Annotated in this window: 10 protein-coding genes and 1 tRNA gene; 4 read left to right on the forward strand and 7 right to left on the reverse strand. The window is 67.7% G+C overall.

Annotation, left to right across the window (positions count from 1 at the left end):
- Positions 1–392 precede the first annotated feature (392 nt).
- From OR37_RS03930 to cpdR, 3 genes are all read right to left on the reverse strand, one after another.
- Entirely contained in the window at positions 393–1,520 is a 1,128-nt protein-coding gene (locus OR37_RS03930) for a LysR family transcriptional regulator (RefSeq protein WP_081612863.1), read from the reverse strand.
- A gap of 108 nt (positions 1,521–1,628) precedes the next feature.
- Positions 1,629–1,703 (reverse strand) — tRNA-Val (locus OR37_RS03935).
- Between the two features lie 133 nt (positions 1,704–1,836).
- Complete coding sequence (cpdR, locus tag OR37_RS03940; protein WP_004616083.1) at positions 1,837–2,193, reverse strand: cell cycle two-component system response regulator CpdR; 357 nt, start codon at positions 2,191–2,193, stop codon at positions 1,837–1,839.
- A gap of 140 nt (positions 2,194–2,333) precedes the next feature.
- On the opposite strand from cpdR, the gene OR37_RS03945 reads away from it, so the two are divergent.
- Positions 2,334–3,260 (forward strand): N-formylglutamate amidohydrolase, encoded by a 927-nt coding sequence (locus OR37_RS03945; RefSeq protein WP_004616085.1) that lies wholly within the window; start codon positions 2,334–2,336, stop codon positions 3,258–3,260.
- Positions 3,261–3,331: 71 nt separating this feature from the next.
- On the opposite strand, the gene OR37_RS21760 is transcribed toward OR37_RS03945, so the two are convergent.
- Positions 3,332–3,526: a hypothetical protein gene (locus OR37_RS21760; RefSeq protein ID WP_165570568.1), complete on the reverse strand. Its 195-nt coding sequence runs from the start codon at positions 3,524–3,526 to the stop codon at positions 3,332–3,334.
- 274 nt (positions 3,527–3,800) lie between these two features.
- On the opposite strand from OR37_RS21760, the gene typA reads away from it, so the two are divergent.
- Both typA and OR37_RS03955 read left to right on the forward strand, forming a co-directional pair.
- A complete protein-coding gene (gene typA, locus OR37_RS03950; RefSeq protein WP_004616087.1) occupies positions 3,801–5,633 on the forward strand; it encodes a translational GTPase TypA in 1,833 nt (610 codons plus the stop codon).
- 219 nt (positions 5,634–5,852) lie between these two features.
- Positions 5,853–9,416, forward strand: coding sequence for a TonB-dependent receptor (locus tag OR37_RS03955; protein WP_004616089.1), 3,564 nt, complete (start codon positions 5,853–5,855; stop codon positions 9,414–9,416).
- 84 nt (positions 9,417–9,500) lie between these two features.
- Here OR37_RS03955 and OR37_RS03960 read toward each other — a convergent pair whose 3' ends face one another.
- On the reverse strand, positions 9,501–9,749 hold the full coding sequence (locus tag OR37_RS03960; RefSeq protein ID WP_004616091.1) for a GlsB/YeaQ/YmgE family stress response membrane protein: 249 nt from the start codon (positions 9,747–9,749) through the stop codon (positions 9,501–9,503).
- Between the two features lie 139 nt (positions 9,750–9,888).
- Here OR37_RS03960 and OR37_RS03965 point away from each other — a divergent pair, with 139 nt between their 5' ends.
- Positions 9,889–11,040 (forward strand): aminotransferase, encoded by a 1,152-nt coding sequence (locus OR37_RS03965; RefSeq protein ID WP_004616093.1) that lies wholly within the window; start codon positions 9,889–9,891, stop codon positions 11,038–11,040.
- 27 nt (positions 11,041–11,067) lie between these two features.
- Here OR37_RS03965 and OR37_RS03970 read toward each other — a convergent pair whose 3' ends face one another.
- Positions 11,068–13,626 carry a hybrid sensor histidine kinase/response regulator gene (locus OR37_RS03970; RefSeq protein WP_004616095.1) on the reverse strand — a complete coding sequence of 853 codons (2,559 nt, stop codon included), beginning with the start codon at positions 13,624–13,626 and terminating at the stop codon, positions 11,068–11,070.
- Between the two features lie 162 nt (positions 13,627–13,788).
- Positions 13,789–14,553: an SDR family oxidoreductase gene (locus tag OR37_RS03975; RefSeq protein WP_004616097.1), complete on the reverse strand. Its 765-nt coding sequence runs from the start codon at positions 14,551–14,553 to the stop codon at positions 13,789–13,791.
- Positions 14,554–14,562: the final 9 nt, after the last annotated feature.

Below are 14,562 nucleotides of genomic sequence, written 5' to 3' on the forward strand. Positions count from 1 at the left end.
GCGCGCGCGCGCGCGCGCGCGTCTTCGNGCGTCGGCCATGATCGGCGCGAGCAGGACCAGGATGGGCAGGATGCTGGCGGTCGCGATATGCGCGCCCCGAGCGGTGACAAGACGTGACATTCCAATCTCCCCTTGGCGACGCGCGACCTCTTGACCACGCCCCCTCAGGCGCGGCCGCGGACGGTCTTCACGGCGCATTCACAGCAGCGATAAAGCTTCGCCCCCGGACGAAGCGGCCAATCGCCTCCGGCCCCCCGTTGGTCGGCGACGATCACTGTGGCGTCGGGTGTCTTTGTCTTCCGGGCCCCGAGGAGCCGCGGCGCATTGCTTCCCTCGACGTTCGAAGACTGCCCCGAAGACTGAACGTCATCAAATTGTAATCCGTTATGCCCCTATCCAATTTCTGGATGGCGATAGCTGACCTTGCCGACGCCCCGCGTCAGCTCGGCGACCAGCCACTGGATCACCGGCTCCCGGCTTCGGTAGGGCTGCCACTGGGCGATCAGCGCGGAGGTGGGTCGCGCGAAGTCCAGGTCGACCACCGTCAACGGCAGGATGGCCGCGTTGTATTGCGCGAACCAGCCGCTCGTGGTCACCACCAGGTCGGATCCCACGGCCAGCAGAGGCAGCATCGAGTTCAGGCTGGTCCTCGCGACGATATGCCGGCGCGCGCGCGGATCGTTGGGGCCATAGTCGCCGAACAGGGCCTTTTCCATCTCGTCGGAAAGGGCGGCGTGACGCGCGGCGAGATACTCCGCCTCGGATATTTTCCGTCCGGCCATCGGATGCCTTCTCGAGACCAGCGCCGACAGGCTGTGCTCGAATAGGGGCTGACGGCAAAGGCTGGGATCCGCCATCACGTCGGGAACGATCGCCACGTCCGCCCCGGCGTCGAACAGCTTCTGGACCGAACCGTGACTGAAGGGCGCCATGTTGATCCGGATGTTCGGCGCGGCGGCCCGGATATCGGGGATGATCCGGCTGACGAACATCAGTTCGATCGCCTCGGGCGCGGTGATGGTGATCTCGCGTTCGGCGGTGGCCGGATCGAAATCGAGCGTCAGATTGAAGGTGTCGTCCACCTCGCGCAGCACGCGGCCGACCCGGTGCAGCAGCGCTTCGCCCAGGGCCGTCAGCCGCCGCTTGTCGCCGTAGACAACCAGTTCATCGCCAAAGTGATCGCGCAGCTGTCGAAGCTTGGCGCTGAGCGCGGGTTGGCTCAGCGCGATGGAATGCGCCGCCGCGGTAAGCGACGGGGAGTGCAGAAGCGCATCCAGCGCATAGAGCAGATTGGTGTTCAGCCGACGTAATTGAGCGCGATCGCGCGGCGGCCATGGCTCGTTGCTGTCGTCCAACATCTCCCTCCCGACGGTTCTCGCGACATGCCAAGGACTATCAGCCTGGCGCGAATACGTGGATGAAGCAGTATGACGCGGCCAGATACGACAGCTATCCGATAACGACATCGCCTTGGCCGCCAGCGGCGCCAAGGACGCCGTCCCGGCGTCGCTGGCGGCCAAGGCTATTTCGCGCCCGTGCTGGGGGGAAGCTGGGGGACGCGCGCGACGTCGCGCGAAGTCGCACCGCCCGAAGACGATCTACGATTTGATTATAAAGACTAAAGGAGATGGTGGACGCGACAGGGATTGAACCTGTGACCCCTACGATGTCAACGTAGTGCTCTCCCGCTGAGCTACGCGTCCGCCGAAGCGATCCGAAGCGTCTTCGAAAAGACGTCCCGGCCGGGAAGGTGTGGGGGTATAGCGGCGGCTTGGCCGACGCGCAACCCGCCCCGGAACTTTTGCCCGAATTTTTTCGGGGAGATCCGCTAAGCCCTTATGCGGCCATCATCTTTTCCACCTCGGCGACCAGGTCGCGCAGGTGGACGGGCTTGGACAGCACCTTGGCGCCGGCCGGCGCGCGGTCCTGGGCCGACAGGGCGACGGCGGCGAAGCCGGTGATGAACATGATGCGTAGCGAGGGATCGCGGGCGGCGGCCTGACGGGCCACCTCGATGCCGTCCATGCCGGGCATGACGATGTCGGTCAGCAGCAGGTCCCAGGGGTGCTCCAGGTGCTGGACGGCTTCCTCGCCGTCGGCGCAGGCCTGGACTTCGAAGCCGGCGCGTTCCAGGGCGCGGGCCAGGAAGCCGCGGAGGGAATCGTCGTCTTCGGCGAGGAGGATGCGGGCCATGAGGTCACGTGTCCGGGGAATGCGTCGAAAGAGGCGCCCACTTTAGCGTGAAGTCGGTAAATCGGGGATGAACCTAAACGTCGCGGCCTGTGGACGCTTTGCCGTTTGACCGCGGGCGGCGGGGCTTCGATGATGCGGACATGAGCGCCTGGCGGCCGATCGCGGCGAACGCGCCGGAAACCCCGCCGCTGGAGACCCTGGAGGGACCGGCGTTCGAGGTCGCGCGCGCCGCCCCGGCCGGAGTCGCGCCGCCGACGCCGCTGGTCTTCGCCTCGCCCCACTCGGGCGGCGCCTATCCGCCGGACATGATCGCCGCCGTGCGCCTGCCGCTGGAGGCCCTGCGCGCGTCCGAGGACGCCTTCGTCGACCAGATCATCGCCGGCGCGCCGCGCCTGGGCGCGACGGTGATCCGCGCCCGCTTCGCCCGCTCGTACATCGACCTGAACCGCGAGCCCTGGGAGATGGACCCGGCGATGTTCGACGGCGACCTGCCCGAATACGCCCGGGGCCAGTCGGCGCGGGTCGCCGCCGGGCTGGGGGCGATCCCGCGCCTGGCTGGCGAGGGGCGTCCGATCTACGCCCGCAAACTGACCTTCGCCGAGGCCAGCGAGCGGGTCGAGCTGGCCCACCGCCCCTATCACGACGCCCTGGACCGGCAGCTGGCGGCGGCGCGCGGGGCGCACGGCCTGGCGATTCTGATCGACTGGCATTCGATGCCGGCCGCCGCCGCGCGCGGGCAGCGCGCCAAGGGCGGCGGCGCTTGCGACATCGTGCTGGGCGACCGCTTCGGCGCGGCCTGCTCGCCCCGCCTGATCGGCCTGGTCGAGCGCGAGCTGGAGGCCCTGGGCTACCGCGTCGCCCGCAACGCGCCCTATGCGGGCGGCTACACCACCGAGCACTATGGCCGTCCGGCCAAGCGCACCCACGCCCTGCAGATCGAGATCAACCGCGCGCTCTATATGAACGAGACCACGCGCGAGCCGACCGAGGGGCTGGCGACGCTGACGGCCGACGCCGAGACGCTGACGCGGGTGCTGGCGGGACTGGACGCGGCGGAGCTGAAGTAGCGCCAAGACCCCTCTCCCTTGGGAGAGGGTTTTATCTCTCAGCCCCGCCCCGCCGTCGGCCTTGTCCTGGATCAACGACGGCCGCCGCCGCGCGGGCCAAAAAAAAGCCCGGTGAAACCACCGGGCCAGTTCATTAGGGAGGAAACGCCCAGGAAGGGCAGAAGCGGCAGCGCCGCCTCACGGGATTGTTTATAGGGTGCGGCGCAAAAATAGGCAAGCGGAAAAATGAGCTTTAATGTCGATTTTCTGACAGGGATTTCGCTCAACCCGTTGCCCCACAAGGATTACGTTGCGTCGCCCTCCAGACACGCCTAGATTTTAGGCATGTTGCGCCGCACAATTTGTTGCGCCTGAAACCGTCTCTCGCGAGAACGTCGCTCAAGCCCAAGGCGGACAAGGCTTTGGGCTTGACACCGGTTTCCCGCGAAATGGGTTTCGTCGGGGTGGGGGTGGATAAATTCAACGCGGTCGCGTAAAAGCCGCGCGCCTGACGCTTGACTCGTCATCTCCTATTCTTCTCCCGAAAGTCCGTCCGTTCCCATGAACATGCGAAATATCGCCATCATCGCGCACGTCGATCATGGCAAGACCACCCTCGTCGACCAGCTGCTGGCCCAATCGGGCGTCTTCCGCGCCAACGAAGCCACGACCGAACGGGCGATGGACTCCAACGACCAGGAACGTGAGCGCGGCATCACCATCCTGGCCAAGTGCACCTCGGTCCTGTGGAACGGCGAAGCCGGCGAGACCCGGATCAACATCATCGACACCCCCGGCCACGCCGACTTCGGCGGCGAGGTCGAGCGGATCCTGGGCATGGTGGACGGCTGCGTCCTGCTGGTCGACGCCGAGGAAGGCGTCATGCCGCAGACCAAGTTCGTGCTGACCAAGGCGCTGAAGATGGGCCTGCGCCCGATCCTCTGCATCAACAAGGTCGACCGCGCCCACGCCGATCCGGACCGCGTGCACAACGAGACCTTCGACCTGTTCGCCGCCATCGGCGCCACGGACGAGCAGCTGGACTTCCCGCACATCTACGCCTCGGGCCGCAACGGCTGGGCGACGCTGGACATGAACCAGCCGAACGACAACCTGGCGCCCCTGTTCGACCTGATCGTCCGCCACGTGCCGCCGCCCAAGGTGGCCGAGAAGAAGGACGAGCCGTTCCAGATGCTGAACGTGCTGATCGAAAGCGACCCGTTCCTGGGCCGCCTGCTGACCGGCCGCATCGCCAGCGGCAAGGCCGTCCCCGGCATGGCCATCCACGCCCTGGACCGCAACGGCAACGAGATCGAGCGCGGCCGCATCACCAAGGTGCTGGCCTTCCGCGGCCTGAAGCGCCAGCCGGTCGACGAGGGCGCCGAGGCCGGCGACATCGTCGCCATCGCCGGCATGAGCAAGGCCACCGTGGCCGACACGCTGTGCGCCATGGAGGTCACCGAGGCCCTGCCGGCCCAGCCGATCGACCCGCCGACCATCTCGATGACCGTCTCGGTCAACGACAGCCCGCTGGCCGGCCGCGAAGGCGACAAGGTCCAGTCGCGCGTCATCCGCGACCGCCTGCTGAAGGAAGCCGAGAGCAACGTGGCCATCCGCGTCACCGAGACCTCGGAAAAGGACGCCTACGAAGTCGCCGGCCGCGGCGAACTGCAGCTGGGCGTGCTGATCGAGAACATGCGCCGCGAAGGCTTCGAGGTGTCGATCAGCCGTCCGCGCGTCGTCTATCAGACCGGCGAGAACGGCGAGCGCCTGGAGCCGATGGAAGACGTCGTCATCGACGTCGACGACGAGTTCACCGGCATCGTCATCGAAAAGCTGTCGGCCCGTAAGGCCGAGCTGAAGGACATGGGCCCGTCGGGCGCGGGCAAGACCCGCATCCAGCTGCTCTCGCCCTCGCGCTCGCTGATCGGCTACCAGGGCGAGTTCCTGACCGACACGCGCGGTTCGGGCGTGCTGAACCGCGTGTTCAGCCACTACGAGCCGCACAAGGGCCCGATCGACCAGCAGCGCAAGGGCGTGCTCGTCTCCAACTCGGACGGTGAAACGGCGGCCTACGCCCTGTGGAACCTGGAAGAGCGCGGCGTGATGTTCGTCGGCGCCGGCGAGAAGACCTACCAGGGCATGATCATCGGCGAGAACAGCCGCTCGGACGACCTGGACGTCAACCCGATGAAGGCCAAGCAGCTGACCAACGTCCGCGCCTCGGGCAAGGACGAGTCGATCCGCCTGACCCCGCCGCGCCGCATGACCCTGGAACAGGCCATCGCCTATATCGAGGACGACGAGCTGGTCGAGGTCACGCCCAAGAACATCCGCCTGCGCAAGCAGGTCCTGAACCCCTCGTTCCGCAAGAAGCGGACGAAGGAAGACTAGACTCCATCGGGCGGCGGCGGACTGGAACAGGTTCGCCGCCGCTTTCCGTATGGGGATGGTGAAAACCTAGGCGCGGCGTGGGCCAAAAGACGCGCTCTTGACCTATTCTTCGACCTGACATCGAACCGTCACAAATAAAGTAACATTTTGTATACTTGACGCAGTAGGGGCGAGGTAGCCGCCCCGACTCTCTCGGGCGGCAAACCTGAGGGGGTTTTCATGTCTTTCGCCCGCAAGCTGGCCGCGGGAGCGGCGCTTGGCGCGCTCGCATTCGCGTTCGCCGCGCCCGCCGCCCACGCCCAGCAGACCACCGCCGCCGTCCGCGGCGTCGCCGTTGACGACAAGGGCGCGCCGATCGCCGGCGCCACCATCACCGTCACCCACGTGCCCAGCGGCACCGACCAGATCGTCGTCACCAACGACGCCGGCGCGTTCGACGTGCGCGGCCTGCGCGTCGGCGGTCCCTACAAGATCACCGCCACGGCCAAGGGCTTCGCGTCCCAGGCGCTGGGCGACCTGTTCCTGAACGTCGGCGACGCCCAGCGCGTGCGCCTGGCCCTGGCCCCGGCCAGCGAGGTCTCCGAGATCGTCATCACCGCGACCAAGAAGGCCACCACCAGCCAGCTGGCCAATGTCGGCTCGCGCACCACGGTCGGCCGCGCCGACATCGACGCGGTCGTGTCGGTCAAGCGCGACATCCGCGACATCGGTCGTCGCGATCCGCTGGCCAATCTGGACTTCGTCGCGCGCGGCACCGGTCCGTCGGGCGGCCTCTACATCGCCGGCTCGGCCCCGCGCGCCAACCGCATCACCATCGACGGCGTGCGCTCGGCCGACAGCTACGGCCTGAACACCGGCGGCCTGTCGACCAACCGCGGCCCGGTCTCGTTCGAAGCGCTGGAGCAGGTCTCGATCCAGGCCGTTCCGTTCGACGTGGAAGACGGCGACTTCACCGGCGGCGCCCTGAACCTGATCATGCGGTCGGGCGGCAACGACTTCCACGGCTCGCTGTTCGACAACTACCGCACCACCCGCCTGGTCGGTAACGAGCTGCCGAACGTCGGCTTCGTCAACAACGACGTGACCCAGGCGCCGCTGACCGGCTACCGCAAGGTCAAGAACAAGATCCACGAAAGCAACTACGGCTTCTTCCTGTCGGGTCCGATCATCAAGGACCGCCTGTTCTTCGCGGCCTCCTACGAGAAGTTCAAGAGCTTCGACACCACGGGCACCGGTCCCGCCGGGGCTGGCTTCGCCAATAACTTCAACAAGATCCCGGGCGTCTCGACCGGCGCGGGCGCCAGCCAGTCGGACATCGACGCGGTGCTGGCCAACTGGAACGGCTACGCGGCCTCGTCGCTGCTGAAGCCGGGCGCGGTGACCCTGGTCGAGCCGATCCTGGACGAGAAGTCGTCGATCAAGATCGACTACAACATCAACGACAAGCACCGCCTGTCGGCCACGTACCGCCACGCCTTCAGCTCGGTCTGGAAGCGCAGCCCGTCGGCCACCTCGATCAGCCTCGACACCAACTGGTACGTCCAGCCGGAAAACGAGGACAACTACGCCCTGCAGCTGAACTCGCGCTGGACCCCGACCCTGTCGACGGAAGCCCGCATCGCGTTCCGCGGCTATCAGCGCGGCCAGCTGCCGCCGGAAGGCCAGGGCTTCGCCAACGTCACGGTCTGCACCGACCCGAACTTCGGCACGGGCGCGGCCTTCTCGTGCTCGTCGGGCGTGCCGTCGATCGCCTTCGGCCCGGATCAGTTCCGTCAGGCCAACGTCCTGAAGACCAAGGACACCTCGGGCTCGTTCATCGCCAACTTCACCGGCATCGATCACCACCAGATCAAGGCCGGCTACCAGTTCCGCGGGATGGAGATCTACAACCTCTTCCTGCAGGCCGCGCGCGGCGTCTACTACTTCGACAGCGTCGCCGAGTTCCAGCAGGGCCTGGCCAACCAGCTCTCCTACGGCAACTCGCTGACCGGCACGGCCACCGACGCCGCGGCGGTTCTGGACTATCAGGTCCACACCCTGCTGGCTCAGGACACCTGGGACGTCAACGACAACCTGACGGTCAATTTCGGCGTCCGCTGGGACCACTACGCCGCCGACAAGAAGCCGACGCTGAACACCAACTACGTCAACCGCTACGGCTATTCCAACCAGACGACCTATGACGGCATCAACGTCGTCATGCCGCGCGTCTCGGCCAAGTACAACGGCGACTGGTTCGAGCTGTCGGGCGGCTTTGGCCTGGTGTCGGGCGGCCTGCCGGACGTGTTCCTGGGCAACAGCTACGGCGGCACCACCGGCGCCCTGACCAACAGCTTCGCGATCCGCCGCAACACCAACGGCACGATCTCGACGGCCGACGACACCTTCGTCGACACCGCCACCAACCTGCCGGTCGATCCGGCCATCGGCAACGCGCTGCTGACGATCAACAAGGGCTCGGCCTCGTTCATCACCAACCCGGCCGCCGTCGCCCAGACCCTGCTGACCGCCGACAGCGCCAGCCGCCGCAACGCCTACACCAACTCGCTGGCGCCCGGCTTCAAGATGCCGTCGGACTGGAAGACCAACGTCTCGTTCAAGACCACCCAGCTCGGCATCGACTGGGGCATCGACGCGGTGGCCAGCTGGTCGAACGTCAATGTCGCCTTCCGCGACGCCCGCGCGCGCGCCCTGACCATCAATGGCGTCCAGCAGTACACGCCGGACGGCCGGATGCGTTATGACGGCCTGGTCATCGCCGGCGCCAACGCCGCGGCGATCAACGCCAACCGCGCCGCGCTGGGCCTGCCGGTCGCCAGCAACCCGGACCTGGCCAATCTCGGCCTGTTCGGCGACATCCAGGCCTACAACCCCTCGACCAAGAACTGGACGCGCACGGTCGCTCTGTCGGCTCACCGCAACCTGTTCGGCGTCGACGCCTGGGGCGCCTATACCTGGCAGTATGGTCACCAGTACGGCGGCATCTCGGAGTTCGGCACCACCGCCGGCGGCAACACCACCAGCGGCGCCTACTATCCCGACCAGGGCTTCGGTCGCGACCCGAACGCCGCGGTCGAGGGCAAGTCGAACAACCTGATCCGCAACTCGCTGAAGCTGAACCTGAGCTACAAGTTCGAGCCCCGTCCGGGCTGGGTCTCGCGCTTCACCCTGTTCGGCGAAGTGCACGACGGCCGTCCGATCACCTTCCTGATGACCGACCCGGCCGGCGGTCGCAACCCGACCTTCGGCACGTCGCGCGACGACGCCCTGGCCTATATCCCGAACCTGAACAGCCCCGACGCGGCCAACCCGCTGAAGTTCGTCAGCGCCTCGGGCACGACGGTGTTCTTCGACAGCCAGGCCTCGGTCGACAAGCTGAAGGCCCTGGTCAAGCAGTTCAACCTGCCGATGGGCCAGATCGTGCCGCGCGGCTTTGGCAAGAACCCGAGCGTCAACCGCTTCGACTTCCAATACGCCCAGGAGATCCCGTCTCCGGTGGCCGGCCACAACCTGCTGCTCACGGTCGACATCCAGAACGTCGGCAACCTGCTGAACCGCAAGTGGGGCGTGGTGAAGGAATACACCAACAGCCGCTCGGGCGGCGTCGTGGTCAACGCCCAGTGCGCCAAGGCGGACGGGACGGCGGCCGGCGCGGCCGATCCGACCTGCGTGGCCTACCGCTACAGCTACACGACGGCCTCGCCGAGCACCCTGGCCACGCCGACCGTCGATCAGGCCGCCAGCCTGTTCTCGGTGGGCATCGGCCTGAAGTACCGGTTCTAACAAGGGCTGGAGCCAGGCCGCGCGGCCTGGCTCCGCTCAACACTTCGGAAAGGCGCGGCTTCGGCCGCGCCTTTTTTGTTGGCCTCACGCCCGCTTGATCAGGCCCAGCAGCCACAGCAGCAGGATCGCGCCGAGGGTCGAGATCACCAGGCTGCCGACCCAGCCCCAGAAGTGAATGCCCAACATGCCGGCCAGGAACGCCCCCAGCAGAGAGCCGACCAAGCCGACCACCAGGTTCACCCAGAAACCATGGTCGCGGTTCATCACCTTCTCGGCGATCCACCCGGCGAACACCCCGATGATGATCGCCCCTATGAACCCAACGCCGTGCATTCGCCTCTCCTCCGATTGAAGCTTCGCCTTAGAAATGCGCGAGCCATGCCAGAGGTTCAATGCTAGAGCGTCGCGCGGAAAAGTGGGCGCCGGTTTTCCGCCAACGCGACGCGAACACCAGAATTTAGAGCCATCGGGCATGGTCCATCCGATCTTCGACAATCTGCCGACCACGATCTTCGAGCGCATGAGCGGCCTGGCCCGCCAGCACGGCGCGATCAATCTGGGTCAGGGCTTTCCCGACGACCAGGGCCCGCTGCCCGTGCGCCAGGCGGCGGCCCGGGCGCTGATCGAGGGCTCCAACCAATATCCGCCGATGCGCGGCCTGCCCGAGCTGCGCGCCGCCGTCGCCGGCCACTACGCGCGGCGGCAGGACCTGTCCCTGGATCCCGACACCGAGATCGTCGTCACGTCCGGCGCGACCGAGGCCCTGGCGGCGGCGTTCACGGCGCTGATCTCGCCCGGCGACGAGGTGGTGCTGTTCCAGCCGCTCTACGACGCCTATCTGCCGCTGGTGCGGCGGGCCGGCGGCGTCCCCCGGCTGGTCCGCCTGGCCCCGCCCCACTGGCGCTTCGACCGCGCGATGCTGGAGGCCGCCTTCACCGAGCGCACCCGCCTCGTCGTGCTGAACAGTCCTCTGAACCCGGCCGGGATCGTCACGCCCGACGAGGATCTGGCCCTGCTGGCCGAATTCTGCGTCCGTCACGACGCCATCGCCGTGTGCGACGAGGTCTGGGAGGCCGTGGTCTTCGACGGTCGCCGTCACCGCCCGCTGATCACCGTCCCCGGTATGCGCGAGCGCACCGTGAAGATCGGCTCGGCGGGCAAGCTGTTCGGCATGACCGGCTGGAAGGTCGGCTTCCTGATGGCCGCGCCGCCGCTGGCCAAGGCCCTGGCCGCCGCTCACCAGTTCCTGACCTTCACCACGCCGCCGAACCTGCAGGTCGGCGTCGCCTGGGGCCTGGACAACCACCGCGCCTGGTTCGACGAGATGCCCGTCGCCCTGCAACGCTCGCGCGACCGGCTGACGGCGGGGCTGCGCGACGCCGGCTATGTCGTGCTGGACAGCCAGGGGACCTATTTTCTGAACGTCGACCTTCAGGCCTCGGGCGTCACGGTCGACGACGCGACCTTCTGTGAACGGAGCGTCGTCGAGCACGGCGTGGCCGCGATCCCGGTCTCGGCCTTCTACGCGGAGGATCCGGTGACGACGGTCGCCCGCCTGTGCTTCGCCAAGGCCGACGCGACCCTGGACGAGGCCGTCGGGCGACTGGCCAAGGCCAGGCGCTGACCGCCCCTTTCCCGAACGCGCGAGGCTCTAACCCGCCACGAACTCCCGGGCCGCCGCCCCGGCCAGGCAACGGTCCATCTCCGACAGCAGGTTGCGCAGGTCGATCGGCTTGGCGACATGGGCGTCGCAGCCGGCGGCCAGGCAGGTCTTGATCTGCGAGGACATCACGTCCGCGGTCAGGGCGATCACCGGCAGGCGGGCGAAGCGCGGGTCCCGGCGCAGGCGGCGCGTGGCTTCCAGCCCGTCCATGATCGGCATGTTGACGTCCATCAGCACCAGGTCGATCGGCCCGGCCTCTAAGGCGTCCAGCGCCTCCTGACCGTTCTGGGCCTCGGTCAGCTGGCATTCCAGCGGCTCGAGGAACAGGCGGATGACCCGACGATTGACCGGGTGATCGTCGACCACCAGCACCCGCGCCCCGTGCAGGGCGGCGAAGCCGGCCTCCTCCTCGCCGTCCTCGATCTCGCGGGCGGGCTGCTCGGACGGCTCGGCGGAGTCGACGACCATTTCGATCGTGAAGGCCGATCCGCGCCCCTCCTCGCTTTCGACCGTGATCTCGCCCCGCATCATCTGGACGAGGCGCCGGGTGATGTTCAGGCCCAGCCCCGTGCCGCCGAAGTTGCGCGTGGTCGAGGCGTCGGCCTGGGTGAAGGGCGTGAACAGCTTGTCGACCGTGGCCTTGCTCATGCCGATGCCGGTGTCGGAAACCCGCAGGCGAACCCGGACCCTGGCCGCGCCCGGTTCGTCGCTCTCCTCGGGATAACAGGCCAAGGAGACCTCGACCTTGCCCGTCGTCGTGAACTTCAGCGCGTTGGAGACCAGGTTGGTCAGGCACTGGCGCACCCGCACCCCGTCGAACATCAGCGGCCCCGGCTCGGGGCTTTCCAGCTGGAACGACAGCTGCACGCCCTTCTCGCGCGCCGTGGGCTGATGACCGCCGACCAGCCGCGCGCAGGTCCTGACGATATCCCCGGCCGTGGGCGCGATCTCCAGCTTGCCGGCCTCGATCTTCGAAAGGTCCAGAACGTCGTTCAGCAGCACCAGCAGGGTGTCGCCGCTGTCGAGCAGCAGGTCGACCTGCTCGGCCTGCTTGGGGTTCAGCGGGCCGGCGCGCAGGGCCTGGCCGAGGCCCAGCATCCCGTTCAGCGGTGTCCGCAACTCGTGGCTCATCATCGCCAGGAAGGCGGACTTGGCCTTGTTCGCCGCCTCGGCGCGCTCCTGGGCGTCCTTGAACTTGCGCGAGGCGGCCCGCTGGTTCGCGGCCCAGGCGACGCCGCCGGCCACCAGCGCGCCCAGCAACAGCGCGATGACGAAGGAGGCGCGCGCCAGGCTGCGGCTGAGGCGGACTTCCTCGGCCAGGCGGCGGCTCTCGTCGCGCTTGGCCCGCAGCTCGGCGTCCAGGGCCGCCGACATCTCGGTCACGCCGCGCGTATGGGCTCGCTGGACCAGGATCTCGTCGGCGCGCCGCCAGGCGTCCAGTTCGCGGAAGGCCTTGGCCCCGCGCCCCTCGGCCTGGTCGATATAGGCCTCGATCAGCGCCTCCTTGTGCGGATCGCGCGGCGACAGCGACGCGGGCGAGGCGCGCAGCCGCGCCAGGTCCTCGCGGGCGGCGGCGACCTGCTTCAGCTGGGCCTCGGCCAGGGCCCGCTCGCCCAGCATCAGCACCTCCAGGCGCCGGTCGGGACGCGCCAGATCCGCGGCGGCCGGAGAGAGGCAATCGAGCACGCGCTGGGGCGAGGCCCGCAGCACCGCGATCCGGGAGCATAGGAAGCGGTCCCAGGTCTTCAGATCCTGGTCGCCCGTCGCCAGGGTCATGCGATGGTGGACCGCGGCGAAGCGTTCCGCGGCGTTCAGCTCGCCCAGCTCGGCGGCGGTGAAGGCGATGTCGTACACCCGCTCGATCTTGCGCATGTAGAAGGCGTCGCGTTCGTCCAGACGCGCGGCCTGGGCCATGTGTTCCAGCGCCCCTTCCTTGTCGCCGATATCCGACAGGGTGTAGCTGTGCACCTGGTGAAGTTCGGCCAGCACCGGCAGGGCGACGTCGCCGCGCTTCTCCAGCTCCGTGGTGATCTGGGCCGCCACTCGCGCGGACTCGGCCCAGCGGCTGACCTGGCCAAGCTGCCGCACGCGCTCGATGCCCGCCATCATCCGGATGTCGGGGCCCGAGCGGTTCAGAAAGCGATCCCAGTCGGCGTCGGTGAACGCCCGATAGCCCTGGGTCTCGTTGCGATAGGCCAGTTGTTCGAGGTCGGCCAGCGCCGTCAGCGACGGCTCCCCATCCCGTCGGGCCACGTCGCGGACGATCGTCGCCCAGGCTTCGAACCGAGCCGGAAGCTGGTTGCTCTTGTAGGCGTAGAGCACCCGCCACAGGCCGTACAGCCGCGCGTCGCCGCGCTCTCGCAAGGCCCGGTGGCCGGCGCTTTCGATGTCGGCGTTGTCGCGCGGCGGATGCCGCGGAATATGGACGCCGATCTCCCGGCTCAGCTGATCAAGGCGCGCGCCCAGCGGCGGGGGCTCGTCCTTGGCGTGGGCCGCGCCCGCCGCCAGAAGCACGCCGATCGTCAAGAAAGCCAGAAGACGCCGCAAGAATCCAACTCTCCAAGTCGTGAGCAACTTGAATCACAGGCGTGTAGGCGGCGTTAAACTGGCCCATGCTGCGGTAAGTAGTCACACCTCCGAAGAGGTTTCGGAGTATTTGTCGCACGCCTGGATCGTGAGCGGGTTGCTTACACTCTATCCGACTGCGCCCTAGATCGTCGCCCCGCCGTCGACGACGAGCGCCTGGCCGGTCATGAAGCTACCGGCCTTCGAGGCCAGATAGACCGCCGCCCCGGCCAGTTCGTCCGGCTCGCCGATGCGGCGCAGCGGCACGCCCTTGGTGGCCCGCTCCAGCGTCGCGGGGTCCTCCCACAGCGCGCGGGCGAAGTCGGTCTTGATCAGGCCCGGCGCGATGCAATTGACCCGCACGTTGTCGGGCCCGAACTCATGCGCCAGGTTCCGCGCCAGCTGGAAGTCCGCGGCCTTGGAGATGTTGTAGGCCCCGATGATGGCGTTGCCGCGCAGGCCGCCGATCGAGCTGATGATGATGATCGACCCATCCTTGCGCGCGCGCATCTCCGGAGCGACCATGCCGATCAGCCAGTGATTGCTGATGATGTTGTTGTCCAGGATCTTGCGGAACTGGTCGTCGCTGATCCCGGCCAGCGGGCCGTAATAGGGGTTGCTGGCGGCGTTGCAGACGCAGATGTCGATCTTGCCGAACGCCGCGCGGGTCTCGTCGACCAGATGCTGAAGCTCTTCCTTCGACGCGATGTTGGCCGGGACCGCGATGGCCGTTCCCGCGCCGTGCTTGGCGTTCAGCGCCGCCGCGACCTCGTCGCAGGGCCCCGCCTTGCGCGAGGAGATCACCACCTTGGCGCCCTGCTCCGCCATCCGCTCGGCGATCGCCTTGCCGATCCCCCGCGAGGACCCGGTGATGATCGCCACCTGGCCGGTCAGATCGAAGAGGCTCATGGCGCGCTC

The organism is Caulobacter vibrioides OR37 (assembly GCF_000372645.1).
Taxonomy (GTDB): domain Bacteria; phylum Pseudomonadota; class Alphaproteobacteria; order Caulobacterales; family Caulobacteraceae; genus Caulobacter; species Caulobacter vibrioides_E.